Annotated in this window: 27 protein-coding genes and 1 rRNA gene; 11 read left to right on the top strand and 17 right to left on the bottom strand. The window is 72.4% G+C overall.

Going from position 1 to position 26,728, the window contains the following annotated elements; genetic code table 11:
• Window positions 1-196: 196 nt before the first annotated feature.
• From FB462_RS06935 to FB462_RS17265, 6 genes are all read right to left on the bottom strand, one after another.
• Window positions 197-1,718 (bottom strand): 16S ribosomal RNA (locus FB462_RS06935).
• 461 nt (window positions 1,719-2,179) lie between these two features.
• Window positions 2,180-3,412 (bottom strand): dual-specificity RNA methyltransferase RlmN, encoded by a 1,233-nt coding sequence (rlmN, locus tag FB462_RS06930; RefSeq protein WP_058743283.1) that lies wholly within the window; start codon window positions 3,410-3,412, stop codon window positions 2,180-2,182.
• Window positions 3,413-3,467: 55 nt separating this feature from the next.
• Window positions 3,468-4,520, bottom strand: a complete 1,053-nt coding sequence (locus tag FB462_RS17665; protein ID WP_229666990.1) for a C40 family peptidase — start codon at window positions 4,518-4,520, stop codon at window positions 3,468-3,470.
• Between the two features lie 192 nt (window positions 4,521-4,712).
• On the bottom strand, window positions 4,713-5,585 hold the full coding sequence (locus tag FB462_RS06920) for an alpha/beta fold hydrolase (protein ID WP_141860938.1): 873 nt from the start codon (window positions 5,583-5,585) through the stop codon (window positions 4,713-4,715).
• A 97-nt stretch (window positions 5,586-5,682) separates the two neighbouring features.
• Window positions 5,683-6,753: a helix-turn-helix transcriptional regulator gene (locus tag FB462_RS06915; protein WP_141860936.1), complete on the bottom strand. Its 1,071-nt coding sequence runs from the start codon at window positions 6,751-6,753 to the stop codon at window positions 5,683-5,685.
• On the bottom strand, window positions 6,750-6,917 hold the full coding sequence (locus tag FB462_RS17265; protein ID WP_167510036.1) for a hypothetical protein: 168 nt from the start codon (window positions 6,915-6,917) through the stop codon (window positions 6,750-6,752). The genes FB462_RS06915 and FB462_RS17265 overlap by 4 nt, the downstream gene beginning before the upstream one ends.
• A gap of 280 nt (window positions 6,918-7,197) precedes the next feature.
• Between FB462_RS17265 and FB462_RS06910 the strand changes: the two genes are divergently transcribed.
• From FB462_RS06910 to FB462_RS06895, 4 genes are all read left to right on the top strand, one after another.
• Window positions 7,198-7,548, top strand: a complete 351-nt coding sequence (locus FB462_RS06910) for a GntR family transcriptional regulator (RefSeq protein WP_141860933.1) — start codon at window positions 7,198-7,200, stop codon at window positions 7,546-7,548.
• A complete protein-coding gene (locus FB462_RS06905; RefSeq protein WP_141860931.1) occupies window positions 7,545-8,501 on the top strand; it encodes a DUF1648 domain-containing protein in 957 nt (318 codons plus the stop codon). Before FB462_RS06910 ends, FB462_RS06905 begins: the two co-directional genes overlap by 4 nt.
• A 313-nt stretch (window positions 8,502-8,814) precedes the next feature.
• Window positions 8,815-9,489 carry a class I SAM-dependent methyltransferase gene (locus FB462_RS06900; RefSeq protein ID WP_141860929.1) on the top strand — a complete coding sequence of 225 codons (675 nt, stop codon included), beginning with the start codon at window positions 8,815-8,817 and terminating at the stop codon, window positions 9,487-9,489.
• 10 nt (window positions 9,490-9,499) lie between these two features.
• Window positions 9,500-10,321 carry a DUF6807 domain-containing protein gene (locus tag FB462_RS06895; RefSeq protein WP_167510035.1) on the top strand — a complete coding sequence of 274 codons (822 nt, stop codon included), beginning with the start codon at window positions 9,500-9,502 and terminating at the stop codon, window positions 10,319-10,321.
• Window positions 10,322-10,351: 30 nt separating this feature from the next.
• On the opposite strand, the gene FB462_RS17260 is transcribed toward FB462_RS06895, so the two are convergent.
• The gene (locus FB462_RS17260; protein ID WP_167510034.1) at window positions 10,352-11,803 is read right to left on the bottom strand and encodes a protein kinase domain-containing protein; all 1,452 of its coding nucleotides are present in this window, start codon (window positions 11,801-11,803) and stop codon (window positions 10,352-10,354) included.
• A gap of 111 nt (window positions 11,804-11,914) precedes the next feature.
• Between FB462_RS17260 and FB462_RS06885 the strand changes: the two genes are divergently transcribed.
• Together FB462_RS06885 and FB462_RS06880 are read left to right on the top strand one after the other, a co-directional pair.
• Window positions 11,915-12,418 (top strand): tetratricopeptide repeat protein, encoded by a 504-nt coding sequence (locus tag FB462_RS06885; protein WP_141860925.1) that lies wholly within the window; start codon window positions 11,915-11,917, stop codon window positions 12,416-12,418.
• A gap of 87 nt (window positions 12,419-12,505) precedes the next feature.
• The gene (locus tag FB462_RS06880; protein ID WP_141860923.1) at window positions 12,506-13,108 is read left to right on the top strand and encodes a dihydrofolate reductase family protein; all 603 of its coding nucleotides are present in this window, start codon (window positions 12,506-12,508) and stop codon (window positions 13,106-13,108) included.
• 85 nt (window positions 13,109-13,193) lie between these two features.
• Here FB462_RS06880 and FB462_RS06875 read toward each other — a convergent pair whose 3' ends face one another.
• From FB462_RS06875 to FB462_RS06845, 7 genes are all read right to left on the bottom strand, one after another.
• Entirely contained in the window at window positions 13,194-13,382 is a 189-nt protein-coding gene (locus tag FB462_RS06875) for a hypothetical protein (protein ID WP_058743411.1), read from the bottom strand.
• A gap of 25 nt (window positions 13,383-13,407) precedes the next feature.
• Window positions 13,408-14,208: an aquaporin Z gene (aqpZ, locus tag FB462_RS06870; protein WP_141860920.1), complete on the bottom strand. Its 801-nt coding sequence runs from the start codon at window positions 14,206-14,208 to the stop codon at window positions 13,408-13,410.
• A gap of 126 nt (window positions 14,209-14,334) precedes the next feature.
• Window positions 14,335-14,898 carry a hypothetical protein gene (locus FB462_RS06865; protein WP_141860918.1) on the bottom strand — a complete coding sequence of 188 codons (564 nt, stop codon included), beginning with the start codon at window positions 14,896-14,898 and terminating at the stop codon, window positions 14,335-14,337.
• Window positions 14,895-15,473, bottom strand: coding sequence for an Asp23/Gls24 family envelope stress response protein (locus FB462_RS06860; RefSeq protein WP_141860917.1), 579 nt, complete (start codon window positions 15,471-15,473; stop codon window positions 14,895-14,897). The genes FB462_RS06865 and FB462_RS06860 overlap by 4 nt, the downstream gene beginning before the upstream one ends.
• A 12-nt stretch (window positions 15,474-15,485) precedes the next feature.
• Window positions 15,486-15,818 (bottom strand): hypothetical protein, encoded by a 333-nt coding sequence (locus FB462_RS06855; RefSeq protein ID WP_141860915.1) that lies wholly within the window; start codon window positions 15,816-15,818, stop codon window positions 15,486-15,488.
• Entirely contained in the window at window positions 15,815-16,006 is a 192-nt protein-coding gene (locus FB462_RS06850) for a DUF2273 domain-containing protein (protein ID WP_114850589.1), read from the bottom strand. The genes FB462_RS06855 and FB462_RS06850 overlap by 4 nt, the downstream gene beginning before the upstream one ends.
• A complete protein-coding gene (locus FB462_RS06845) occupies window positions 15,999-16,436 on the bottom strand; it encodes an Asp23/Gls24 family envelope stress response protein (protein ID WP_141860913.1) in 438 nt (145 codons plus the stop codon). The genes FB462_RS06850 and FB462_RS06845 overlap by 8 nt, the downstream gene beginning before the upstream one ends.
• 311 nt (window positions 16,437-16,747) lie before the next feature.
• Here FB462_RS06845 and FB462_RS06840 point away from each other — a divergent pair, with 311 nt between their 5' ends.
• Window positions 16,748-17,377 carry an HD domain-containing protein gene (locus FB462_RS06840; RefSeq protein ID WP_141860911.1) on the top strand — a complete coding sequence of 210 codons (630 nt, stop codon included), beginning with the start codon at window positions 16,748-16,750 and terminating at the stop codon, window positions 17,375-17,377.
• On the opposite strand, the gene FB462_RS06835 is transcribed toward FB462_RS06840, so the two are convergent.
• The 3 genes from FB462_RS06835 to FB462_RS06825 form a co-directional block, all read right to left on the bottom strand.
• Complete coding sequence (locus FB462_RS06835) at window positions 17,374-19,278, bottom strand: ABC transporter ATP-binding protein (protein ID WP_141860909.1); 1,905 nt, start codon at window positions 19,276-19,278, stop codon at window positions 17,374-17,376. The two genes, FB462_RS06840 and FB462_RS06835, sit on opposite strands and share 4 nt — an antisense overlap.
• Window positions 19,279-19,450: 172 nt before the next feature.
• The gene (locus tag FB462_RS06830) at window positions 19,451-20,704 is read right to left on the bottom strand and encodes an acyl-CoA dehydrogenase family protein (protein ID WP_141860907.1); all 1,254 of its coding nucleotides are present in this window, start codon (window positions 20,702-20,704) and stop codon (window positions 19,451-19,453) included.
• 60 nt (window positions 20,705-20,764) lie between these two features.
• Entirely contained in the window at window positions 20,765-21,397 is a 633-nt protein-coding gene (locus FB462_RS06825) for an AmiS/UreI family transporter (RefSeq protein ID WP_114851515.1), read from the bottom strand.
• A gap of 203 nt (window positions 21,398-21,600) precedes the next feature.
• Here FB462_RS06825 and FB462_RS06820 point away from each other — a divergent pair, with 203 nt between their 5' ends.
• The 4 genes from FB462_RS06820 to FB462_RS06805 all read left to right on the top strand — a co-directional run bounded on the left by FB462_RS06820 (window position 21,601) and on the right by FB462_RS06805 (window position 26,728).
• On the top strand, window positions 21,601-23,199 hold the full coding sequence (locus FB462_RS06820; RefSeq protein ID WP_259549993.1) for an MFS transporter: 1,599 nt from the start codon (window positions 21,601-21,603) through the stop codon (window positions 23,197-23,199).
• Window positions 23,192-24,163 carry an alpha/beta hydrolase gene (locus tag FB462_RS06815; protein ID WP_141860905.1) on the top strand — a complete coding sequence of 324 codons (972 nt, stop codon included), beginning with the start codon at window positions 23,192-23,194 and terminating at the stop codon, window positions 24,161-24,163. The genes FB462_RS06820 and FB462_RS06815 overlap by 8 nt, the downstream gene beginning before the upstream one ends.
• A 212-nt stretch (window positions 24,164-24,375) precedes the next feature.
• Window positions 24,376-24,801 (top strand): hypothetical protein, encoded by a 426-nt coding sequence (locus FB462_RS06810; RefSeq protein ID WP_229666828.1) that lies wholly within the window; start codon window positions 24,376-24,378, stop codon window positions 24,799-24,801.
• Window positions 24,802-24,943: 142 nt separating this feature from the next.
• Entirely contained in the window at window positions 24,944-26,728 is a 1,785-nt protein-coding gene (locus tag FB462_RS06805; RefSeq protein WP_141860903.1) for a S53 family peptidase, read from the top strand.

Below are 26,728 nucleotides of genomic sequence, written 5' to 3'. Positions count from 1 at the left end.
CACCAGCCGACCCGCTCACCACCGACCCGTCCCAACCAGCAAGCTGGCGTACTAGGGCCGGAAGCTGCGCTCCCGACTGCACTGTCAATGTTCCACCCATGAGCTACCCGTCGGACACGTTCGGTCCGAACCAGGCGCCTGGACCCACCCCACACCTGCCTACTGCAGACACGAGGACGAGCCAGATGCTCCTTAGAAAGGAGGTGATCCAGCCGCACCTTCCGGTACGGCTACCTTGTTACGACTTAGTCCTAATCACCGATCCCACCTTCGACGGCTCCTTCCACAAGGGTTAGGCCACCGGCTTCGGGTGTTACCGACTTTCATGACTTGACGGGCGGTGTGTACAAGGCCCGGGAACGTATTCACCGCAGCGTTGCTGATCTGCGATTACTAGCGACTCCGACTTCATGAGGTCGAGTTGCAGACCTCAATCCGAACTGAGACCGGCTTTTTGGGATTCGCTCCACCTTACGGTATCGCAGCCCTTTGTACCGGCCATTGTAGCATGCGTGAAGCCCAAGACATAAGGGGCATGATGATTTGACGTCATCCCCACCTTCCTCCGAGTTGACCCCGGCAGTCTCCTATGAGTCCCCGCCATAACGCGCTGGCAACATAGAACGAGGGTTGCGCTCGTTGCGGGACTTAACCCAACATCTCACGACACGAGCTGACGACAACCATGCACCACCTGTACACCGACCACAAGGGGGCAACCATCTCTGGCCGTTTCCGGTGTATGTCAAGCCTTGGTAAGGTTCTTCGCGTTGCATCGAATTAATCCGCATGCTCCGCCGCTTGTGCGGGCCCCCGTCAATTCCTTTGAGTTTTAGCCTTGCGGCCGTACTCCCCAGGCGGGGCGCTTAATGCGTTAGCTACGACACAGAAACCGTGGAAAGGTCCCTACATCTAGCGCCCAACGTTTACGGCGTGGACTACCAGGGTATCTAATCCTGTTCGCTCCCCACGCTTTCGCTCCTCAGCGTCAGTTACGGCCCAGAGATCTGCCTTCGCCATCGGTGTTCCTCCTGATATCTGCGCATTCCACCGCTACACCAGGAATTCCAATCTCCCCTACCGCACTCTAGTCTGCCCGTACCCACTGCAAGCCCGAGGTTGAGCCTCGGGATTTCACAGCAGACGCGACAAACCGCCTACGAGCTCTTTACGCCCAATAATTCCGGACAACGCTTGCACCCTACGTATTACCGCGGCTGCTGGCACGTAGTTAGCCGGTGCTTTTTCTGCAGGTACCGTCACTTACGCTTCTTCCCTACTAAAAGAGGTTTACAACCCGAAGGCCGTCATCCCTCACGCGGCGTTGCTGCATCAGGCTTTCGCCCATTGTGCAATATTCCCCACTGCTGCCTCCCGTAGGAGTCTGGGCCGTGTCTCAGTCCCAGTGTGGCCGGTCACCCTCTCAGGCCGGCTACCCGTCGTCGCCTTGGTGAGCCATTACCTCACCAACAAGCTGATAGGCCGCGAGTCCATCCCCAACCAAAAAATCTTTCCACCACCAGACCATGCGGCCGGCAGTCATATCCAGTATTAGACGTCGTTTCCAACGCTTATCCCAGAGTCAGGGGCAGGTTACTCACGTGTTACTCACCCGTTCGCCACTAATCCACCCAGCAAGCTGGGCATCATCGTTCGACTTGCATGTGTTAAGCACGCCGCCAGCGTTCGTCCTGAGCCAGGATCAAACTCTCCGTAAAAAAATACAACCAACACCCGAAAGTGTCAGCGAGTTGAAACTGACCGTAAAGACTGTCTACTGACAATCAATTCAATCCAAAAGGAATTGTCTCCGACAACCGTGGACCCCAAAAGAGCCACGATCGCACGGGGTCAAAATAATTGGCATTGACAATGTGCACGCTGTTGAGTTCTCAAGGACCAGACGCACCCACCAATCAGCCCGACAAACACCGGACCTCAACAGAGGGGCTGGAAGTTCGCTGCCCGGGCGAGACTCGGAACCGAACCAACCGGCCGTTCCGTTCTCCGCCTCAGCGGCAACGAGTGATTACTTTACGCAGAGGTGAACAGCAGCGCCAACAGCGGTCGCATCCCGGGCGTGTCGCCCCGACGCGGCTCGGGACGGACCTGCACCGGGAACGACGAGAGGCACGGTGCGGAACCGCACCGTGCCTCCTGGCCGTGACCGACCAGCCGTCTACTCGGCCGCAGCCAACTGACCGCACGCACCGTCGATCTCCTTGCCGCGGGTGTCGCGGAGGGTCGTCGGGATGCCGGCGGCGTTGAGTCGGCGGACGAACTCGTCCTGCACGTGCGGCTCCGACGACGTCCAGACCGAACCGGGCGTCGGGTTGAGCGGGATCGGGTTGACGTGCACCCAGCCCTTGCCGCGGGCGTTGAGCTTCTCGGCGAGCAGGTCGGCACGCCAGGCGTGGTCGTTCATGTCCTTGATGAGGGCGTACTCGATCGAGACCCGCCGACCCGTCTTGGCGTAGTACTCGTACGCGGCGTCGATCGCCTCGTCGGCCTTCCACCGGGAGTTGACCGGGATGAGCTCGTCGCGGAGCTCGTCGTCGGGGGCGTGCAGCGACAGTGCGAAGGTCACGGGGATGTTCTCGTCCGCGAGCTTCTTGATCGCGGGGACCAGTCCGACGGTCGAGACCGTGATGCCGCGGGCGCTCATCCCGAGGCCGTTCGGCTGCGGCGCGACCATGGTCCGGACGGCGTCCATCACGCGCTTGTAGTTCGCGAGCGGCTCCCCCATGCCCATGAACACGATGTTCGTGACGCGCTCGGCGTCGACGCGGTCCTGGCCGCCCTTGCGCGGGTCGCCCCCGAGCTCCCCCGCGGCGATGGCCGCGTTCGCCCGGACGATCTGCTCGATGATCTCGGCCGTCGACATGTTGCGGGTGAGGCCCGCCTGTCCGGTCGCGCAGAACGGGCAGTTCATCCCGCAGCCGGCCTGGGACGAGACACAGAGCGTGATGCGGCCCGGGTACCGCATGAGCACCGACTCGACCAGGGCGCCGTCGTGCAGCTTCCAGAGGAACTTGATCGTGTCGCCCTTGTCCGTCGCGAGACGCCGTGTCTCGGTGAGGAGGGGCGGCAGCATCCCCGCGACGAGTTCGTCGCGCTGGGCGGCCGGCAGGTCGGTCATCGTCGCCGGGTCGGACGAGTAGTGCGTGAAGTAGTGCGTCGAGAGCTGCTTCGCGCGGAAGCCCGGCAGGCCGAGCTCCTTCACCCGCTCGACGCGCTCCTCCACCGTCAGGTCGGCGAGGTGCACGGGCGGCTTGCCACGCTTCGGCGATGCGAACTGCAGGAGGGGACGGCCCTCGGAGTCCTGCGCCTGGGTCCAGCCCTCGGTGCGCGGGCGCACCTGCGGACGAGCGGAGCGCTGCTCTTCGAACGGGGTGCGGGTCTCGGTGGCCATCACTCCAGCTTACGGGAGGAGTGCAACCCGTCGGGAACGGGTCACTCCCCCGCGGTCACTCCCCCGCGGGCAGCAGCCGGGCGAAGTGGTGGGCGTTCGGGTACACCGGCACGATGTCGACCGGGTCGCCCGGGTGCGGGGCCTGCAGCACGACGCCGTCGCCGAGGTAGATGCCGACGTGGTCCTCGTTGTCGAACACCACGAGGTCACCGGGCTGGGCCTCGGACTCGGGGATCGTCGTCGCCACGGCGTCCTGCGACGGGACGTAGTGCACGAGCGGGATGCCGACGGCTGCGTAGGCGACCATCGTCAGCCCGGAGCAGTCGATGCCGGAGTGGCTCGCGCCGCCCTCGAGGTACGGGTCACCCATGTACTGCAGCGCCGTCGAGACGATCGTCGCGCGCTTGCCGCCGGCGGACAGGACCTTCGAGATCGCGTCCTCGGCCTGCTGGGTGGTGACCCCGTACTTCGTCACGATCGTCGGGTAGGACACGATCGTCGTCGTGGTGGTCATGCCGTCGGTCTGCACGACTGGGACCTCGACGTCACGGGCGACCGTGTAGGACTGGTTCGCCTCGTGCCCGAACGCGGCCTGGTCGCTGTGGGACGTCGACGTCGCCGAGCGGTCGGCGCCGGTCATCGGATCGGCGTTCGCGGGGAGGGTCAACGTCAGGCTCGAGGTGACCGCGAGGGCCGGTGCCAGCAGCAGGGCGGCACGCTTGGCGTTCGCCGCGCGGCGGATGTGCCGCGGGTCGGCGGCACGCTCGGCGCGCAGGGCGGCGGACCGGGAGAGCACCACCGAGCCGGCGACTGCCGTCGAGGCCACCGGGCGGGGTGCGGTGCGCGCGGGACGTCGGACGGCCTGGGTGGTGACCGGGAGCGGGGCGTCGACGGTGCGGGCCGCGCGGGCCTGGTCGACCGCCGGACCCAGGCCGGAGGCGACCGGCGCCTGGGCCGGGACGACCGTGGCGACCGGTGCCGAACGACGACCACGCGGACGGCGGAGCGTCGGCGGCAGGTCGGCCGGCGTCTCGGGGGTCGTGGCGACGCGCTGCGGGCGCGCCGGCTCGGTGCCGTCGGGGGCTGCGGGCAGGGCGTGACGTCCCATGGTTCCTTCCGGGTCGAGCGAGCGACTCGACTAGGTAACGTATTGGTCACGAACCTCGGTCAGCCTGGGCGACCACTGCACCTTCCTGCGGTTCGTCACAGTTACGGGCTCCCAGCCCAGCTCGCACGGAGCACTCGGGGGACGGACCGCGGGCGAGGTGTCCCCCGTGACGTCCCCCGATCGCCAGGGTCGTCAGCGCGCCAGGTGCTCCGCGACGCGCTGCTGCACCGCGACCGAGTCCGCGTGGTCCCAGAGCGCGAAGTGCGTCCCACCCGGGAGCGTCACGAGCTCGGCGCCCGCTACCTCGGCGAGCGCGCGACGGCTGTGCGCCGGGTCGACGTCGGTGTCCGCGTCGCCGTGCAGGAGCAGCGTCGGCGTCCGGACGGCGCCGAGGTCGAGCCGCTCCAGCGCACCCAGGACCCGGACGTCGTTCTCCCATCCGGCGCGGTGCGTCCCGGCGGCGTTCCCGCTCGTCGCGAGGTCGAGCACGGTGGTGCGGCGGACCGGGTCGTGCAGGACGTCGCGCACGTGCGCCCGCAGCGCTGCACCCCGGAGCGAGCTCACACCCGCGACGACGGTGCCGACGACTGCGCGCGGGACGACGTGCCCTGCGATCGCGGCGAGCGCGCCGCCGAGTCGGGTCCGCGCGACGAACCACTCCGCCGGCGACGCGTGCGGCGGCACCCAGTGTCCGGAGAGCCCTGCCGTCACGACGAGGGCGCTGACCCGGTCGGGGTGCCGGGCGGCGAAGCGGTACGCCGACGGGCCACCGCCGGACCACGCGAGCACCGCGGTGCGGTCGACGCCCAGGTCGTCCAGGAGCGCCGCGTAGCGGTCGGCCTCGTCGTCGAGGGACGCGTGCCCGGGGACGATCGGGGTGCCGGCGTAGCCGGGGCGGGCGACCGCGACGACCCGGAAGCGCTCGGACGGCAGGAACCGCGCCATCGCCTCCGCGCCCTCCAGGCTTCCGGGGGTGCCGTGCAGGACGAGGACCGGCGCGCCCGTGCCGCGCACGGTGTTCGCGACACGTCCGGTACCGGTCGCGTGGGCTGATCCGGTCTGCATCCCTCGACGGTACCCACGCGACCAGTGGACGGACCGGGGTGCGCCGATGGACGCACCCCGAGCCTCCCGTCCGACCTGCGTGACCACGCAGGGTCCGTCAGCCGACGATCCGGACCGGACCGCCGGCGACCGCGATGCGGCGCCGCTGCCCGCGCAGCGTGTCGCCGGGGTGCTCGCCGTACCGTCCGGCGTACGACCCGGAGAACCGACCCATGTGGCGGAAGCCGCACGAGAAGGCGACTGCCGCGACGGAGGTCTCGCGGACGTCGGCGAGCTGGAGGGCGACGCGTGCCTTGCCGAGCCGGAGGTCCCGGAGGAAGGCGGTCGGGGTGGTGCCCTCCACGCGTTGGAAGGTCTCCTGCAGCGTGCGGACGCTGACGTCGGCGGCGCCGGCGATGTCGGCGGCGGTGAGCGGGACGCCGAAGTGGGCGTACATGTGCGCCTTCGCGCGGTCGATCGCGTCGACCCGGACGTCCGGCTGCCCGCCGTCCGGTTCGGGACGGAACGCCGCGAGCACCGCCTCGGCCAACCGGAGGTCGAGGACCGCCCGGTCGCCGTCCACCACGGCGGTGTCGAGCATGGCGGGAGCCACCTCGCGCAGGGTCGTCTGCAGCGACTCCAGGTGGGTGGAGGGCACCGAGGCGGGGAAGGCCAGCGGCACCGGGACGCGCGCGGTGCCGACGACGGCGACGGCCTCGAGGAAGTCCGCGTCGAAGTGGACGAGGTGCATCGTCCCCGGGGGCGCCGTGGTCGCGAAGGGCCGTCCGGCGGGGACCATCACGGGGACGCCGGGCCGGAGGGTCACGCCGTCCTCGCGGTCGGGGTCGATGACGACGCCGCCCTCGACCGACCACGCGAGGACGTACTGGCGACCGGGCGCGAGCACACCGCTCCGCCGGGCGGTCACGGACGACGTCCGGAGGCTGACCCGGTCGTCACCCGTGGAGCGGTAGCGGAAGTGGAACGGGCCGTCGGGGTCGATCACGACCTCGCGGGCGCCGTAGACCTGCTCGAGGAGCTCGCGTGCGGCCTCGGGCTCGGTGCCGCTGCGGTGCACCTCGTGCACGGCGACCCGGCGGACGCTGACCGGGCCCTCGGAGACGGCCGTGCGGTCCGGGCGCAGCGGAGCCGGGTGCGCCGAGTCCGCGCGTGCCGCCACGGTGCTCACGTCCGCTCCGTCCGGCCGCGGACGCGCACCCGCGACAGGTCACCCAGCGACGGTGCCGCCGGTGGCTCCGGCAGTGCCCAGCCGCGGCGCACCGCGCGGCGGAGGTGGCGGTAGGTGGTGATGTGGACCGGCTCGACGCGCTGGTCCGACTCGTACTCCGACATCGACGTGCTCCCTGCATCACGCGTCGCACGCGTCGCCCCGGTCGACCTGTGCCACGGGCCGCCGACACGGTGTGGACGCTCTCGGACTGTCGTGGTCGGCACGCTACGCGGACAGCGGTCCGTCCACGTGGAGCCGGTTGCCAGTCCGCGCATGCTGGACGTTCCGGACGGGAGCGGTCGCACGACGACGGCGGGTGGTCGGTCCGGTCGAACGTCCCGAGCGGCTCGGTGCCGTCGGACGATCTCGACGCCCGACGTATTGTTCGCATAGAATGCGAACATGTTGATCACCGTCGACCCGTCTGCGCGCGCCACGCTCGCGGACCAGATCGCCGCACAGGTGCGGCTCGCGATCGCGCGGGGCGAACTGCGGACCGGCGAGCGCCTGCCGCCGGCGCGGGACCTCGCAGCGTCGGTCGACGTCAACGTGCACACGGTGCTCCGCGCCTACGCACGCCTGCAGGAGGACGGGCTCATCGAGCTCCGTCGCGGCCGCGGCGCCACCGTGATCCGCTCGGGGCACGCCTCGTTCGACCAGCTGCGGTCGCTCGTCGCGGAGCTCCGGAACCAGGCGGAGATCCTCGGGGTCACGCTCGACGACCTGCTCACCATGATCAAGGGGGAACGATGACGACACGACCGATCGACCGAGGGGCCCGCACGGCGGTGGTGGCTCCGGGGGCGGCGCTGTTCGCCGGGCTCCTGGTGGCCGCCACGGTGCTCGGGCCGACGCTGCCCGCTCGGATCGCGCAGCACTTCGGCGGCGACGGACAGCCCGACGGGTACGGCTCGCCGTGGCCGTTCTTCTGGGTCACGGCCGCCGTCGCCGCCGCAGCCGTCGCCATGTCACTGTGGGCACTCCGCGCGCGGGACCGACGGACCGCGGGACTCGTCGTGCTCGTCGGGAACCTGCTCACCGGGATCCTCGTCGTGACCTGGGTCTGGCTCGCGGTGATCGCCCAGGACCCCGAGCCGACGTTCTCCGGGTGGTCGACGGTGCCGGCGCTGCTCGTCGGTGGCGTCGCCGGAGTCGTGCCGCTCGTCGTGCTGCGGCGCGCCGCTGCGCCGATCGAGCGCGGGAGTGCGGAACCGCTCCGGGTCGGTCCGGACGCCCGGGTCGCTTGGCGGGGCCGCACCGGCAGCGCGGTCTTCGGGGTGATCGGCGTGCTCGTGCTCGCGACGGGCTGCACGGTCGCGGTGCTGCTCGGCGTGCGCGGTGAGACCGGCGGTGCGGTCACGACGGCGGTGGTCGCGGTGGTCGCCGGGGCGTCGACGCTCGTGCTCGCCCGGGTCGAGGTGACGGTCGACCGCCGGGGGCTCCGGGTGGTGTCCGCGCTGACGCGCGTCCCGCTCATGCGTGTGCCGCTCGAGCGGATCGACACCTGTGGGTGGGAGCAGGTCTCCCCCGGGCAGTGGGGCGGTTGGGGCTACCGGGTCAGCGGGCGCGGGGTCGCGTACGTCGCGCGGTCGGGTCCGGGGCTGGTCGTCGAGACGACGGGCGGGTCGGCGCGGCTCGTGACGGTGGACGGGGCGGACCGCGCGGCGGCCGCGCTCGGCACCCTGCTCGCGGCGCGGGCGGCCTGACGGGAGCGGGTCGCGTCCGGCGGACCGGACGGGCGACGGACGGGAGGCGCGGGGCGGGCTGGCGCCGTGCCTCCCGTCCGGTGGTGGGCCGGGCCGGACGGTCCGCGGGCGGCGGGGCGGGCTGGTGGCGCGCCTCCCGTCCGGTCGTGGGCTGGGCTGGGCGGCCCGGAGGCTGACTGTACGGGCTGGGCGACACTTCACGGGCGGCCGCCGCCGCGAACTGTCGCTGAGCGCGTGAGGTGTGCCGGGGCGCGTGTTGCCAGGTCGGCAACGGCGCTTGCGCCGGGCGGGTGCGACGGGGTGCACTGGGCGGATGGACGAACACGACGCACGCGACTGGTGGGAGGCGCGCTACGGCGGCAGCGAGGGGATCTGGTCCGGTCGGGTGAACGCCGTGCTCGCCGCGGAGGCCGCGGACCTGCCCGTGGGGCGGGCGCTGGACCTGGGGTGCGGCGAGGGCGGCGACGTGGTCTGGCTGGCGGAGCAGGGGTGGACGGCGACCGGTGTCGACCTGTCCGCCACGGCGGTCGCGCGCGCCGGACGAGCGGCAGCGGCCGCCGGTGTGGACGGACGGACGACGTTCGTCGCGGCGGACCTGGCCACGTGGGCACCCGAGGACGACGAGCGGTACGACCTCGTGACGGCGTCGTTCCTGCAGTCGTGGCCGGTCGAGATCCCGCGGGCGGCGATCCTCCGCCGGGCGGCCGGGTTCGTCGCGCCGGGCGGGCACCTGCTCGTCACGGCGCACGCCGCACCGCCGCACGGGGACCTGCCCGAGGAGATGCGGGCGTACCGGTTCCCGACGCCGGAGGAGGACCTCGCTGCGGTGCTCGGCAGCGACGAGGCGACGGCGGGCGGTCCGGCGGCGGGCGGTCCGGCGGCTTGGGCCGTGCTGTCCGCGGAGCGCCGACCGCGGACGACGACCACTGCCGACGGCACGACGCACGAGACCGAGGACAGCGTGGTCCTCGTCCGGCGCCGGGCGTAGCCTGCAGCGCGTGGAGCAAACCGCGGTCGACCGGGTCCTGCGCACGCTCGAGGTCGGCGGGACCACGGTCGCGACGCTCGTCGATGGCGGGGCGAGCCCGGTCGCGTGGAGCCCGCGGCCGTTCCTGCACCCGGTGCGGACCCTCGCGGGGACGGTGCTCACCGACGCGCGGCCGGACGACCACCCGTGGCACTGCGGGGTCGGGACGGCGGTTCCCGACGTCGACGGGGTGAACTGCTGGGGCGGCCCGACGTACGTGCCCGGCACCGGCTACGAGGAGTGCGACGACCACGGGCGGGCCGTCGCCACGGCAGTCTCGGACGGGGACGGGACGCTCACCCAGCGGCTCCGCTGGACCGGGCCGGACGGGGCGCTCGTGCTGCGGGAGACACGGACGCTCACCTGGGGCGCCTCGGACGGCGGTTGGGTGCTCGGCTGGACGTCGGCGTTCCGCGCGCCGGGGTCGTCGCCCGTCCGGCTCGGGAGTCCGGGGAGTCACGGCCGCGCGGGAGCCGGGTACGGGGGCTTCACGTGGCGGTTCGCGCCGTGTGACGACGTCGCCGTGCGGACGTCGACCGCCGTGGGCGAGGATGCCGTGCACGGGGCCGTCGCACCCTGGGTGGAGTGGACCGGGACGTTCGACGGGCGGCACGGGTCAGGGGCGCGTGCGTCGGTGCGGTTCGAGGCCCTGGGCCACGCGGACCCGTGGTTCGTGCGGGTCGCTGAGTACCCGGCGGTCGGGTCGGCGCTGGCGTGGGACGCTCCCGTCGTGGTGGAGCCCGACGCACCCCTGGTGCGGTCCTTCCGGGTGACGGTCCGCGACGAAGCGTGACGGTCCGCAGCAGCCGACCGGTGGTGGCCGTCAGGCGCCGGACTGCTGCACCGGGAGGGCGTCGCTCGTGGTGCGGAGGGACTCGCGACGGAGCTCGAGCTGCGTGACCGCCAGGGCCGCGAGGTCCCGGAGGTTCGCGAGGTCGGCCTCGGTCGCTTCGCGCGGGCGGGTGTCGAGCACCGCGAGGGTGCCGACCGCGGTGCCGTCGTGGCGGAGCAGCGGGACGCTCACGTAGAACCGGAGACCGAGCGGCCCGGTGACGAGCGGGCTCTGGCGCATCTCCGGGTGTGCGGCACCGTCGGGGATCACGACGGGCACCGGCACGGGGGCGAAGCCGTTGCGGAAGGTGATGTTGCGCGCGGCCTCGTCGACGCCCTCGGCGATCCAGGACTGCGTCCACTCGCGGTCGTCGTCGAGCACGTCGACGAGGGCGATCGGGGCGTCGAACAGGCGCGCGGCCATGGCGACGGTGCGCTGGAGGGATTCCTCGGGCAGCGAGTCGAGCGTCGCCGGACGGGCGTCGGCGGCTGCGGGGGCAGACGCCCGTGCCGGCTCCGGCGCTGCCGAGGTCGGCTGCTCGGGGTGCACCGCCGCGGTCGGCTGCTCGGGGTGCACCGCCGCGGTCGGCTGCTCGGGGTGCACCGCCGCGGTCTCGGCGATGACGACGTCGCGGAGCATCGTGACGAGCTGGGCGCCGAGCGGCCGGGCCGTCGGGTCCTGCGCGGTCATCGCCCGGAGCACGTGCTTCCAGTGCTCGGGGAGCGGCTCGGGCACCACCGGGTCACGGGTCAGGCGCGCGATCGCGGACTCGACGAGCGAGCCGGGGAACTCCCGGCGCCGGGTGAAGCACTGCAGCAGCACGAGGCCGAGCGAGTACACGTCCGTCGTAGGGCCGACGTCGCCGCCGCGGGCCTGCTCCGGGCTGAGGTACGCGGCGGTGCCGGTCGTCACACCGTCGGCGGTGAGCCGCTCGACCCCGGCCGCGAGCGCGATCCCGAAGTCGGTCAGGCGTGCGCGGGCACGGTCGGAGCCGTTGCCGTAGTCGACGAGCAGGATGTTCGAGGGCTTGATGTCCCGGTGCACGACGCCGTGCGCGTGGATGTAGTCGAGCGCCTCGGCCATGTCGTAGCCGACCTCGGCGATGTGCTTCGGGGCGAGCGGGGCGACCTCGAGCCGTTCCTCGAGGTCCTGGCCGACGACGAGCGACATCACGAGGAACCGGCGCGGCCCGCTGCCGACGACGTCGACGACCCCGGCGTCGAGCAGGCCGACGAGGTTGTGGTGCTCGAGCGCCGCGAGGACGCCGAGCTCGGCCTCCTGTCGAGCGAGGTCGACCGTGCCGGGGTTGAACAGCTTCACGGCGACGGGTCGGTGCAGCACCTCGTCGGTGGCGCGGTACACGACGGACATGCCGCCGCGGCCGATCACGTCGCCGAGGCGGTAGCGCCCGTCCAGGAGCGGCGCGGCGTCGTCGTGTCCCATGGGTTCCTCGTCGTCCTGTCGGTGGGCAACGATGCATCTTCGCATCCCGGTGCGCCGCGCGCCCGCCGAGCCGCGCCCGGTGGCCGGACCACGCACCGCTACCGTGGCCGGATGGACAGCAGGGACGACGAGTGGGAGGCGCGGGTCGCCGCGCTCTGGGCCGACGAGACGGTGGACGACCGGGACCGCATCGACCGGATGCGCGCGCTGGCCGCGACGGCCCCGCACCCGGCGCTGGGGGCGTTCGAGCTCGGCGGCGCGCACGACTCCGGCGGCGACGAGGCCGGCGCCCACGAGCACTACGCGGCAGCGACCGCCGCCGGCCTGGACACGGTCGACCCGGACCGTGCCGCACAGATGGTGGTGCAGCTCGCGTCCACGCTCCGGAACCTCGGCCGCGTCGACGAGGCGATCGCGATGCTCCGGGACGCCCCCGAGCACCCGGCGACCGGTGCGGCGCCGCGGGTGTTCCTGGCGCTCGCACTGCACAGCGCCGGACGAGTCGACGAGGCCCTGCGCGTGGCGATCGAGGCCGTCGAGCCGACGCTCCCCCGCTACCACCGCTCCGTACGGGCCTACGCGGCGGCGCTGACGGAGCAGCACGTCCAGGACTGACGGCCCACGGACGCTGACAGCCGACCGCGCGGGCGCTACCCTCGCGGTCAACGAGCGACGAGGAACCGGCACGACGAAGGAGTCCCCATGCCCGCACGGTTCGTGTACTGGATGAACGTCTCGGTGGACGGGTACATCGAGGCGGAGGCGGGCGAGCACGCCGGCCCCGACGCCCCCGGCTGGGTCCGGATCGACGAGCAGCTGCACCAGGAGTTCAACGACCGCGCACGCGCGATGTCGCTCTCGGTGGAGGGCCGGATCGTCCGCGAGATGATGGACCCCTACTGGCCGGACGCCCGCTCCGACGAGGACTCACTGCCGGTGGAGCGCGAGTACGCCGAGATCTGGACCGCGCAGCCGAAGATCCTCGTGTCGCGGACCCGCACCGAGGCCGACCACCACACGCGGGTGATCGGTGCCGACGGGGACTCGATCGCCGAGCTCGCGAGGATCCGCGCAGAGGGTGACGGGGACGTCGGTGTGGGCGGGGCGAACCTCGCGACGCAGCTCCTGGACGCCGGGCTCATCGACGAGCTGCTCCTGTTCGTGCACCCCGCCGTGCTCGGACGCGGCCGACCGCTCTTCGACCCGCCGGCGTCGGGTTCCCGCCCGCCGCTCCTGCTCGACCTGCTCGAGACGAAGGCCTTCGACAACGGCGTGGTGCTGCACCGGTACGCGGTGCAGCGGTAGCGGCGGTCGCGACGCGACCACGCAACGGACGGGAGGCACGGTGCCAGCTGGCACCGTGCCTCCCGTCCGTCCGGGCGCGCGCCCGTCAGTGCGACGCGGCCTTCTCGATCTTCTTGCGGAGCTTCGCGCGCTGCTTGCGCGCGTGCGGGTCGTTCCAGGCCTTGCGGATCGTCTCGGCGGTGCTGGTCTTCTTGACGACCGGACGGTTGGACCGGGACCCGATCCAGAAGCCGATCAGGACGATGGCTCCGATGACGATGATGCGGTTGCGCACGGTGGTCTCCTCTCGCGTGGGTGGGTCAGCTCGTGATGCGGCGGCGTCCGCCGACGCGGACGATCAGGCCGGCGACGATTCCGCCGACGATCGGAGCGACGATGAACACCCACAGCTGGGCGAGCGGCGTGGCCCCACCGTAGACCGCGGTCGCGATCGAACGTGCGGGGTTCACGGAGGTGTTGCTGATCGGGATGCTCACGAGGTGGATCAGGGTCAGGGTCAGGCCGATGCCGATCGGGGCGAGGGCCTGGTACTCCTGCTTCGCGGTGATCGACAGGATGACCGCGATGAAGACCCCGGTCAGGACGGCCTCGGTCAGGAAGACGGCGCCGAGGCCGTAGCCGCCTGGACTCGCGCTGCCGAAGCCGTTCGAGGCGAAGCCCGCGTCGTGTGCGGCGGAGAAGGCCCCGGCCTTGCCGGAGAGCACGATCGCGATGATGCTCGTCGCGGCGAGTCCGCCCACGACCTGCGACACGATGTAGCCCGGGACGTGCTTGACGTCGGTGCGCCCCGCGGCGAGGAGGCCGAGGGTGACGGCCGGGTTGAAGTGGCCGCCGGAGATGTGTCCCACGGCGGCGATGCCGGCGACGAGCGTCAGGCCGAACGCGAGCGCGACGCCGAGGAAGCCGACGCCGGACTGGTTGTCGGTGTCGCTCGGGAAGTTCGCCGCGAAGAGCGCGGTGCCGACGCCGCCGAGGACGAGCAGGAACGTGCCGAAGCACTCGGACAGGTAGCGGGCGAGCGGGCTCCAGGTCGCGGCGTCCTCGCGGCGCTGCTCCGAGGTCGACGCGCTGACCGCGCCGGGGGTGTTCTTCCGTGCCATTCGGGGTGCCTCCTTCTGCGGGCATGACGGATGACCGGACGGGCGTCCGGGCAGCACTCGGCCGGGAGACGTCGGGCGTCTCCCGGCCGGTGGTGGAGCGGTGTTGCGGTGGTGGGGTCCGGCGTCCTAGTGGACGCGGGTGGTCTTGGCCAGTGCGGTTCTGGTGCCGCCGGTGAGGTGGACCAGGACCGGGAGTTGCTGGCCGAGGGTGGTGTCCAACGTGTTGACGGCGTGGTCGACGGCGTCGAGGACGCTCACGGCGTCCCCGCCGCGGCGGACGTGGACCCGGATCCGGGCGGCGCGCTGCTGCTTGACGGTGTACGTGTCGACCTTCGCGGCGACGACGTCGTGGACACCGTCGAGTTCGTGGTCGATGACGTCCCGCACGAGGGCGACGTTCACGGTGACCTGGTCGTCCCCGGTCTTCGTCCGGGCAGCGACACTGGTGCCGCCGCCGCCGCGGGTGAAGACCACGATCAGCGCCAGGACGATCACGACCGCGCACACGGCGGCGATGATCCACAGCGACGCCGCCGGGACGCTCACCTTGTCGGGCAGGGTCAAGGAGGGCTGGAGGGCGTCGCGGACGGGGGTGAGGACCCCGGCGCCGATGGTGACCCCGACGATGACCGCGACCAGGCCCAGCAGCAGCAGGATGATGCGGTTCAGGGTGCGGTTGGTGGTGGTCATGCCAGCGTTCCCTTCTGCTCCACGTGCACCTTCACGTGGGTGCCGTGCTTGCCGCCGAGCCGGCCGAGACGGTCCTGGACGGCTTGCTGGACGACGTGGGTGTCGACGGGGATGCCGGACAGGGGCACCACCCGCACCTCGGTGCGGTGCCCACGTGCCGACGCGGATGCGTTGGACTCGGGGACGCCGGCGGCGAGGGCGGCCGCGTTCGCGGCGGTCGAGGCCAGGATCCTCGTGTCGATCACGACCGCGCCCCGGTCGTGGTCCACGACCGAGCGGGGCTGCCGGCCGGGCCCCAGGGCCAGGACGATCAGGACGATCCCGGCGATCACGAGGACGGCGGCGGTCACCTCGGCGATGGTCGTGAACGCGGCGTCGGGCTGCAGGGCGGCGTCGACGATGGTCTGCGGGTCGGCCAGCAGGGGGCGCTGGCCGATGGCCTTCAGGACCGCTTCGACACCGATCCACGCCGCGACCAGGACGGTGACGATCAGGGTGATCGCGACCGCGGTGGACCGGGACCGGTGCACGCTCCGGCGGCGCAGGCGCCGCTCGAGCGAAGAAGTGCTGCTCATCAGTTCCTCCTGTTACCGGACCCGGTCCTCGTGCTCACGCACGATCCCGGTCAGTTCGATGTGGGCACTGCCCACCTGCCGCCCCGACAACTCCGACACCCGCGCCTTGATGGCATCGGCTGCCCGCGAGGCGGCGGACAGGATGTCCGGCTGCTCGCGGATCGGCCCCGTCACGTCGAGTGCGAGGCTGCCGGCGTGGTCGCCGACGTCGATGCGCAGTCGCTTGGCGGGGACGCCGAGGCGCTCCGCGGACGCGGCACGGGCGAGGGTCGTCAGGGCTCGGGCGGTGATCTCGACCCGGCCCGGGACGGCGCTCGTGTGGACGCCTTCCGGGCCGGCGTTCACCGGGAGCTCCGGCGTCCGGTCAGCACGTCGGTCAGGGCGCCGCGGTCGATCTTGCCGGTCACCAGGGCAGCCACGAGGGCTCCCACGAGACCGAAGACGATGACCAGGACGAAGCCCCAGAAACCGAACTGCAGGGCCACGACGGCCAGGATGGCGCCGATCAGGGCGCCGACGAGTGTGTTACTCAACGCGCGACTCCTTCTTGTCCTCGTTGTCGTCGTCGTCACCCGGGATGTGGACGTCCTGGACGGTCACGTTGACCTCGACGACGTCCATGCCGACGATCTGGGTCAGGGCGCGGCTCACGGACGAACGGACGCCGTCCGCGACCTGCTGCAGCGGGACCGGGTACTCGGCGACGATGACGACGTCGGCGGCGACCTGCTTCTCGCCGACCTCGACCTTGACGCCCTGGCCGTGGTCGCGCTGGCCGATGGCATCGCGGATCGCACCGATGGCGCGGGCGGCACCGTTGCCGAGCGAGTGGACGCCGTTGACCTCGCGGGCGGCGATGCCGGCGACCTTCTCGACGACGGTGTCCTCGATGTGGGTCTTGCCCGAGACGTTTCCGGTGCCGGCGGCGGGACGGGCGGTGGTGAGGTTGGTGGTGTCAGCCATGTGTGTGCTCCTTCCGAGGTGTCCGCCGGGTGTTCCCAGCGGATGCTGTTCACGAGTGGGACGGACTGCATCCGAGGATCGTCACGTCCCCCGTTTCGTTCCGAGGAGACGCCCAGGAAGCCGTCGTTCCGGGGCGTCCCTGTCCCCCGATCGACGCTCAGAGCGGCGTTGCCGTGCGCAACGCGTCCGTGGGCGTGCGTCGATCGGACCGCGGTCGCGACCGTCCGCCGGAAAGCGCGTCGCGCCGTCGGACGCCGTGACGCCGCGTCATCGGGCGCCGTGCCGTCGCGCCCCCGTGCCAGGATCGCGTCATGCGCATCGCAGACTTCGTCGTCCCCGACACCGCTGCCGCCCGCGCCGCCCGGGTCCTCGCCGAGGAGTACCAGCCGCCCGCGATCACGGCGCACGGGATCCGCTCCTGGTACTGGGCGGAGGCGTTCGCGGTGCACGACGGCATCGTCGGCGTCGACCACGAACTGCTCTGGGTCGCCGCGGTCCTGCACGACGTCGGGACCGTGCCCGAGTTCGACGCACACGCGATCTCGTACGAGCACGCTGGCGGCCACGTCGCGGTCGCTCTCACGACCGGGGCGGGGTGGGACGCCGAGCGCCGTCACCGGGTGCTCGACGTCGTCGTCCGGCACAACTGGCCGTCGGTCGACGTGGGACTCGACGTCGAGGGACACCTGCTCGAACGGGCGACCGGGCTCGACGTGTCCGGCGCCGAACCGGACGTGCTCCCCGAGGCGTTCCTGCGCGAGGTGCTCACGGCGTACCCGCGCGGCGACTTCGCCGCCGAGTTCGGCGCGTGCGTGGTCGACCAGGCGGCGAGGAAGCCGACGACGGCGGCCCGGCGCCTGGTGGACGGCGGGGTCGTCGAGAAGCTCGCCCGCAACCCGCTCGAGCAGCTCGGGCGGCCCGGTTCGGTCGGGCCTGGCTAACGCTCGCTCAGCGCCGCTTCGGCCTCGGCCGCGACGGCCTGCTGGACCGCGAACTGGGTGCGGTGCAGCTCCTCGTACCGGCCGCCAGCGGCCAGGAGCTCGTCGTGCGTCCCGCGCTCGACGATCGACCCGTCCTCGACCACCAGGATCTGGTCGGCGCTGCGGATGGTCGAGAGCCGGTGCGCGATGACCATCGCCGTGCGACCCTCGAGTGCCTCGCTCAGCGCCGCCTGCACCGCTGCCTCGGACGTGGAGTCGAGCGCCGCCGTCGCCTCGTCGAGGATGACCACGCGCGGCTGTGCGAGGAGGAGCCGGGCGATCGTCATCCGCTGGCGCTCCCCGCCGGACAGCCGGTAGCCGCGCTCCCCCACCATGGTGTCGAGCTGGTCGGGCAGCGAGCGGATGAGGGGCTCGAGCCGGGCCCGGCGGACGGCGTCCCAGACCTCGTCGAGGGTGGCCTCGGGTCGGGCGAGCCGCAGGTTCGCGAGGATCGTCTCGTGGAACAGGTGCCCGTCCTGCGTCACCATGCCGAGCGTGTGGCGCATCGACGCGAACGTGACGTCGCGGACGTCGGTGCCGGCGAGACGCACCGCACCGCCGTCGACGTCGTACAGGCGGGAGAGCAGCTGGGCGACGGTCGACTTGCCGGCGCCCGAGGTGCCGACGAGGGCGACGGTCTGCCCGGGCTCGATCCGGAAGGACAGGCCGTGCAGGACCTCGTCGCCGCCACGGGTGTCGAGCGTCGCGACCTCTTCCAGGGAGGCCAGCGAGACCTTGTCGGCGGACGGGTAGCCGAACCGGACGTCGTCGAACTCGACCGAGACCGGGCCGTCCGGCACCGTGACGGCGTCCGGGCGCTCCTTGATCAGCGGGTCGAGGTCGAGCACCTCGAAGACGCGCTCGAAGCTCACCACGGCGCTCATCACCTCGACCCGGGCGTTCGCCAGGCTCGTCAGCGGCGCGTACAGGCGGGTGAGCAGGAGCGCGAGCGTCACGACCTCGCCCGTGTCGAGCTGCCCGCCGAGCGCGAGCGTGCCGCCGAGGCCGTACACGAGCGCCAGGGCCAGCGCGGACACGAGCATGAGCGCCGTGAAGAAGACGAACTGCAGCATCGCCGTGCGGACGCCGATGTCCCGCACCCGCGCGGCGCGGACGCGGAATTCTTCGGCTTCTTCGTCGGGTCGGCCGAACAGCTTGACGAGGGTGGCGCCGGGCGCCGAGAACCGCTCCGTCATCTGCGTGCTCATCGCCGAGTTGTGGTCGGCCGCCTCGCGACGCAGGGCGGCGAGGCGTCCGCCCATCCGACGCGCGGGGACGAGGAACAGCGGGAGCATGACGATCGCGAGCACGGTGACGAGCCACGACGTGCTGAGCATCACGGTCAGGGTGAGGATCAACGCCACGAGGTTCGTCACGACGCCCGAGAGCGTGCCGCTGAACGCCTGCTGCGCGCCGATCACGTCGTTGTTGAGCCGGCTGACCAACGCGCCCGTGCGGGTCCGGGTGAAGAACGCGATCGGCATCTTCTGCACGTGGTTGAAGACCGCGGTGCGGAGGTCGAGGATGACGCCCTCGCCGATCCGCGCCGAGTACCAGCGGGTCAGCAGCGACACCGCCGCGTCCGCGACGGCCACCAGGGCGATGACGACGGCGAGCCACACGATCGTGCCGACGGCACCGCGGGCGACGATGACGTCGACGACGTTGCCCGCGAGGACCGGGGTCGCGACGGCCAGGAACGCACCGACCACCGAGAGGGCGATGAACACGACGAGCTGGGTCCGGTAGGGCACCGCGAAGGTCATGATCCGCTTCACGGAGGCGCGCGAGATCCCCCGCGTGCCCTCCTTCGCGGACGAGATCTTGTAGAGCGAGCTCCAGGCCGCGCCTTCCATGCTCATGGCAGTTCCTCCCGGGCACCGGATCAGCGGGCCCCGGTCAGGATACGGGGCGGCCTCCGACACGCGGGTGGTCGCGATCGCGACCAGGAGCCGGACGGGAGGCCCGTTGCGGCGCCGCCACGGGCCTCCCGTCCGATGGTGGGTCGCGCTCGACGCGAGCCGGCCCGTGACGTCAGCGGGACCGGGTCGCGCCGATCGCCCAGACCCGAGGCGGTTCCACGCCGTTGACGGCGTGGTCGCCGACGATGCGGGCCTTGAAGACCCACGGGTTGTGGCTCCCCGCGGTGCGGGCGTTCCGCCAGTGCCGGTCGAGGTTCTTCGACGTGCTCACGCCCGACGCGGCGAGCGCGTCGAAGAGGTGGGACGTCGCGGTGGTCGCGAGGGTCGTGAGCGCGACCTGCGCCTGCGCGGTCGCGAGCTCCGCGCGGTCGTTCCGGCGCTCGTCCTCGGTCTCGTCGAGGGCGGCGCCCTCGTACGCCGTCTGCAGCGCCTCGGCGGCGCGGTCGACGATCGCGGACGCGGCGAAGCCGGCGGCGGAGACCTCGCCGACGACCTGCAGGATCTGCGGGTCCGTCGCGAACGTGTCGGCGTTGCCGTGCGAGAACACCCGGTTCCGGTTCCGTACCTGCAGCGCGACTTCGCGCTCGGCGGCGAGCACCGATCCGGCGAGGACCGTGAGGAGCACCGCTTGGTAGTACGCGGTCTGGTACCTGAAGCGGTCGTCGAAGGGGATCACCGCGTCGGCCGCGACGACCGCGTCGGTGAAGGTGCTCGTACCGGACCCGGTCGTGCGCTGCCCGAAGCCGTCCCAGTCATCGGCGTGCGTGACCCCGGGCTGGTGCGCGTCGACGATGGCGATGACCCGCTCCCCGGTGTCGGTGCGCTCGGCGTACGTGTCGATCCAGTCGGCGAAGATGCTGCCGGTCGAGTAGTACTTCTGCCCGCTGATGCGGAAGGTGCCGTCCGGCTGCGGCGTGACCTTCGTGATGACGTCGCCGATCTGCACGGCGCCGACCTCGGTCCAGGAGTTGCCGGCGATCTCGCCCCGGCCGAACCGCTCGAGCCACGCGTCACGCTCGCCGGAGCGGGCGACCAGGCGGTCCTCGACGAGGGCGAAGTGGCCGCGGAGCGCCTGCGGGATGTTGCTGTCCGCGGCGGCGAGCTCCGTGAGCAGCCGGAAGGTCTGCGGCAGGGTCGCGCCGGCGCCGCCGAACTCGACGGGGACGCGGAGGGCGCCGAAGCCCGCGGCGGCGAGCTCGCGGATCTCGTCGTGCGGCAGGCGGTGCTCCTGCTCGCGGGCGCTCGCGCCGGCGGCGATGCGGTCGAAGATCGGGCGGAAGCGGGCGGCGAGGGTCTCGTCGTCGGGGGTGGTGGTCGGTGCGGTCGTGGCGGTGGTCGTGGCGGTGGTGGTGGTGGTGGTGGTCATGGTGGCTCCTCGGGCTGGTGTGACGGGTCTGGGGTGACGGTCCTGGCGGTGTCGCGTCGGTCAGGCGACGGCGGGGGTCGCGGTCTGCGCTTGGTCTGACGCGGACCCCGACCGGTGGGGGCGGCGCGCCAGGACGGCGGCCCCGCCGAAGACGGCGACGGCGACGAGGGCTGCCGCAGCGGTCCAGACGGGCCCGGTCGGCCAGTTCCCGGACAGCCCGAGCAGCGCCGGGACGGTGGTGGTCGTCTGGCTGGCGAGGACCAGCGCCCACGCGGTGTACCGACCGATCGGCCGGCCGAGCGCGAGCAGCACGAAGAAGAGCGACCAGAGCCCGGCCCACGTCGCCCAGAGGACGGCGAGGACGGGGTCGACCGTGGCGTTCGTCACGGCGAACACCACGGCGACGCCAGCCACGAGCCCGCAGAACCAACCGAGTCCGGCCGACCCGAGCCCGGTCAGGGCGTCGAGTCCGACGTACAGGTAGGTCAGGCCGAACAGGAAGGTGCCCGCGATCGCGAGCAGGGCCGGCAGCGAGCCGTCCGCCGTGACGGCGACGGCCGTGCACAGGACGAGTTGAAGGCCGCCGACGAGGACGTTGAACACGCCGCTGTCACGACCGGGCACCCGTCCGAGCAGGGTGAGGCCGTTGACCAGGAGGGCGGCTCCCGAGAGGAGCAAGCAGATGTACGCCATGCCGGAACCGTGGCAGCGTCGGTCGCCCCGCGGAAGGGACGTGTCGATGTGTGTCCGACGGTGACGCCGTGTGACGTCCACTAGCGCGCTCGACCGGTCTGCGCTACCGTCGGCGCCAGAGGGAAAAAGCCTCCGGTCCCGATCGGCGGCAGCGCGTACGTGACTCGTGGGAGTCGCCACTTCTTCATCGAAGGAGTGCGCCCGTGTCCGTACCGATCATCCGTCCGGGGTCACCGCAACGTCTGCGGAACGCCTGGATCGCCCTGGCGGGGCTGTCCGCCGTGTTCCTGTTCGAGATGCTCGACAACTCGGTCCTCACCGTGGCCCTGCCGACCATCGGGCGCGACCTCGGCGCATCGACGCCCGCGCTGCAGTGGGTCTCCGGCGCGTACTCGTTGGCGTTCGGCGGCCTGATGCTCCTGTTCGGCGCCGTCGCCGACCGGTTCGGTCGCCGCCGGGTCATGCTCGTCGGACTCGTCCTGCTCGCCGGGGTGAGCGTCGCGACACTCGCCGTGACCTCGGTCGAGGGGCTGATCGTCGTCCGCGCGCTCACGGGCGTCGCCGCGGCGATGACCACGCCGGGTGCGATGGCCCTCGCGTTCCGCCTGTTCGACGCCGAGGACCTGCGCGTCCGAGCGCTCACCGTGATCTCCACCGCGGGCCTGGTCGGGCTCGCAGCCGGACCGACGGTGGGCGGCCTCGTCCTCGCCGTGGCCCCGTGGCAGGTCCTGCTCGTCGCGAACGCGCCCGTCGCCGTGGTCGCGTTCGTCGGGATCCGGGCAGGGATCGTCGCCGACCGGCGGTCGGACCTGCGGCGGGACCCGGTCGACGTCCTCGGTGCGGTCCTCGGCACGGCCACCGCGGCCGGGGTCCTCGTCACGCCCACCATCGCGGTCGCGGCCGGCGGAGCAACCGGCGGGCAGGCCGGCGGACCAGGCGGCGGACCGCTCACGTGGTGGGCGATCGCCGCGACGCTCGCCGCAGCGACCGCCTTCGTCGTGCGACAGCGGACCGCCGCCGCCCCGCTGCTCGACCTCCGGCTCGTCGCGCGTCCGCTCGTCGCGAGCGGACTGCTCTACAAGGCCGCCGCTGGGCTCGCGACCGCCGGGCTCTCGTGGACCGTGACCCTGCAGCTGCAGGTCGTGTGGGGGTGGCCGCCCGCCCTCGCCGCGATCGGGACCCTGCCGCAGGTCGTCGTCCTGCTCGTGAGCGGACGGTTCGTCGGGCCGTTCGTCCGTCGGGTCGGCCTGCGCACGGCAGCCTGGACGAGCTCGGCCGCGGTGGTGCTCGGGCTCGCCGTCTCCCTCGCCGCGACACCGCTCGGCTACCCCGTGGTCGTCGTGGCGCTCGTGCTCGTCGCAGCGGGCATGCGGGTCGTCGGCGCGGTCGCCGGGGCCGAGGTCCTCGCCGGGCTCCCCGCGGACCGCACCTCGGTCGGTGCCGCGCTCGTCGACACCGCGAGCGAGGTCGCGACCGCCGCGGGGGTCGCCGTCGCGGGGACCGTCCTGGCGGCGCTCGTCCCCGGGGCCGTCGCCGCCGCGCACCTCGACGCGGCCCACCGTGCGGCGGTCGGCGGTGCACTGTCCGTCGCCGGCGTCGCCCTCACCGTGGTCGCCGCCGCACTCGTGGCGGCCGGGATGCTCCGCGCCCGCCAGCACGCATCCGCCGCCGGGCCGGCCACCGAGCAGGCCGACGACCAACCAGCCGCCAGGCCGGCCACGGGCCGACCCGCAGCCGATCCGGCCGCCCACCCGCCCGTCACCCCGTCCCACCACACCGACCAGGAGTCCACCGATGTCTGAGTCCACCGTCCGCCCGCCGTTCGACCCGGAGCTCGCCGTGTTCCTCACCGCCGTGCAGGCCCGGGGTCCGATGCCCCTCACGCCCGAGGCGCTCCCCCGCATGCGTGCCCTCGAGGTCCCAGAGGCCGTGCTCGACGCCCACCTGCACGAACTCGGCTACCACCGGCGGAGCGTCACCGTGCCGGGCCACCTCGGCGACCCGATCGACCTCGCCGTCATCCGGCGCACCGACTCGACCGGCCCCGTCCCCGCCGTCTACTCGATCCACGGCGGCGGCATGATGTTCGGCCACCACCTCGGGAACCTGGACTCGTTCGACGACTGGCTCCTCCGCGACCACGACGTCGTCCTGGTGAGCGTCGACTACCGGCTGGCCCCCGAGCACCCGGACCCCTACCCGGTCGAGGACGCCTACGCCGGCCTCGTCTGGCTCGCGGAGCACGCCGTCGAGCTCGGCGTCGACCCGACGCGGATCGTCGTCGCCGGGCAGAGCGCCGGTGGCGGGCTGGCAGCAGGCGTCACCCTGCTCGCCCGCGACCGGCAGGGTCCGGCGGTGGCGGCGCAGGTCCTCGTCTCCCCCATGCTCGACGACCGCGACGACACGGTGTCCGGCCGCCAGTTCGACGGGGTCGGCGTCGCCGACCGACAGATGATGCACGTCGCGTGGGGCGCGTACCTCGGCGAGCGCCGCGGGACCGACGCCGTCGATCCGTCGGCCGCGCCGGCACGTGCGACGGACCTGTCCGGGCTGCCGCCGACGTACCTGGACTGCGGGAGCGCGGAGGTGTTCCGCGACGAGACCGTCGCGTACGCGAGCGCCCTCTGGGCCGCCGGGGTCGACGCAGAGCTGCACGTCTGGCCGGGTGCCTTCCACGGCTCCACGAGCATGGTCCCGGACGCCGTCCTGTCACGCGCGGCGGTCGCCGCGCTGGCAGGGTGGACCGCCCGCCTGCTGGCGCGCTGACCCGGGTTCCCACCGACGGACGGGAGGCACGGTGCCGGCTGGCACCGTGCCTCCCGTCCGACGGGTGGTGACGGTCGTGACTGGTGCGGACGACCGCACCAGACGATCGTCTGGCGGGGCAGACTGGAGGCGACGTCGCGGACCCGCGACGCGCACCAGGAAAGGAGCGGACCCTGTCCGGACCGACCATCTCCCTGCGCCTCGGCGCCCCCGTGTATGCACAAGCCCTCCGCTACACGGCGATGTTCCACGCCAAGCCGTTCGCCGAGGCCCTGCTGGTCTACCGCGAGGGCGGGACCTACACGATCCTGTCGCCGGGCGAGGACCACCACGGCTGCTACGTGTCCGCGACGCTCCCCCTGGACCCGCCGAGGCGGGTGCAGTTCACGTCGTTGCCGTCGACCGACTGGAGCGACGACGTCGCGACGCACGTCCTCGGGTTCGCGCCGGACACCGGGGGCTTCACGCAGGAGCTCCACCTGCCCGGGGAGCCGGTCCCCCGGGTGCAGCACGGGTTCGCGGCACCGGTCGACGGACCGCGGTCGATCGACACCACCCGAGGCTGGTCGATCCTCCGCACGGAGCACGCGGCGGCCTTCGACCGCGCTCGAGGCCTGGCGGGCGCTGCCGCGCGGTAGCCGTCGGGCACCGGGCCCCCGGCAGGGTGCGGGCAGACCACCCGAGCGCTTGTTGATAACGATTCTCAACAGGCGCTACAGTTCGGTACGCGGCAGCCAGCCGCGTTCCCCGTTCTCCTCCGTCTCCCCAGAAGTGGACCCCATGCGCCCACCCCTCGTCCTCGGAGCACTGGCCGTCACCGCCGTGCTCACCGGAGCCCTCGCGCTCCACCCCGTCCCGCCGGACGCTCCCCTCCGGCCGCTCGCCGGGTCCGTTCCCCACTGGCCCGCGGGCGTGCAACGCACCGGCACGGCCCGCACCGGCTCCGTCTCGTTCTCGGTCCTCCTGGCTCCCGATCGGCTCGCCGGAGCCCCGTCGATCCGCGGGTGGCTGCAGGACCACGGACTGCACGCGGCACCCGTGCGCCCCGCCGCGGCGTCGATCCCGGTCGAGGGTCCGGTCGACCAGGTCGCCGACGCGTTCCACACCACCTTCGCCCGGTACCGCACCGCACAGGGCACCGTCGTGACCGCACCGGAGCGCCCGCTGTCGGTCCCTCGCGAGCTCGCAGCAGTGACGGGCATCGCCGGGGTCGTGGTCGCGGACACCATCCGCCCGACCGAGGTCGCGAGGGGCACCTCCCCGACCGTGCGGGGCCACGTCCTCGCGGACGACGGGACCTGCGCGGCCTACTGGGGCGAGAAGGTCACGACCGACTGGCCCGCCTCGGTCGTCGTCGATCACCGGTCGAACGCACTGTGCGGCTACGGGCCGGCGCAGCTGCGCGAGGTCCACCACCTGCCCGCGGACGTCACCGGTCGCGGTGCGCGCATCGCGATCGTGGCGGCGTTCGACGACCCCGACGTGGAGCAGGACACCGACACCTACGCCCGGGCGACCGGAACACAGCCCTTCACCGCGGGGCAGTACCGGAACCACGCCCCGGACGCCCCCGACGTGGACCGCTGCGGCGGCCCGGAGGCCTGGACCGAGGAGCAGCACCTGGACGTCCAGGCGGTGCACGCCATGGCGCCGGACGCCACCGTCGACTACTGGGGCGCGGCCGACTGCGGGACGACCGCCATGTACTCGCGCATCCTCGACGTCGTCGAGGACGGCCACGCCGACGTCATCAGCCTGTCCTTCGGGTCGACCGAACAGCTGGACACCGCGGACGACCGCGCCCTCCTGAACAGGGTGCTGGTGGAGGCCGCGAGCCAGGGCATCTCGGTGTTCGCGTCCTCCGGCAACGACGGCGACTACAGCGACGCGGGTGACCACGGTGCAGGGGCCTCCGTCGCCTCGCCTGCCTCCAGCCCGTACGTGACCGCCGTCGGGGGCACGAGCACCGGCCTCGCTGCGGACGGCTCCGTCGCGGTCGAGGCCGGATGGGAGACGCAGACCCGCTTCGCCCGGAACGGCGCCGTGATCCCGCCCGGGTTCGCCTACGGCGCCGGCGGTGGCGAGTCCGGCACCTCCGCCCGACCCACCTGGCAGCGGGACGACATCCGTCGCGGCGGCACCGGGCGCCTCGTCCCGGACGTCGCCTCGATCGCCGATCCCGACACCGGGTTCGTGACCTACGGACCGCACCACGGGCGGACGGAGTACGCGGCGCACGGGGGCACGAGCCTCGCGACGCCGATGGTCGCGTCGATGGTCGCCATGTCGAAGGCCGTCACCGGACGTCGCATCGGCCTCGCGAGCCCCGCGCTCTTCGCGCTCCGCGGCACCGCGGCACTCCGCGACGTCCGCCCGACCTCCGCCGCGACGTGGTCGCCGCGCGGCCCCGACGCCGGCGCACTCTGGCCGGAGACGATCGCGATGTGGGACACACGACCGCAGAGTCTGCAGTCGGGTCCTGGCTGGGACGACGTCACCGGCCTCGGCGTCCCGGACGGACGCGCATTCATCGAGCGGTTCGGTGCGACGGAGGCCGGACGGTGA

The sequence above is a fragment of the Curtobacterium citreum genome, from assembly GCF_006715175.1.
In the GTDB taxonomy this organism is placed as follows: Bacteria; Actinomycetota; Actinomycetes; order Actinomycetales; family Microbacteriaceae; genus Curtobacterium; species Curtobacterium citreum.
This window is presented reverse-complemented; position numbering and strand designations above follow the sequence as displayed.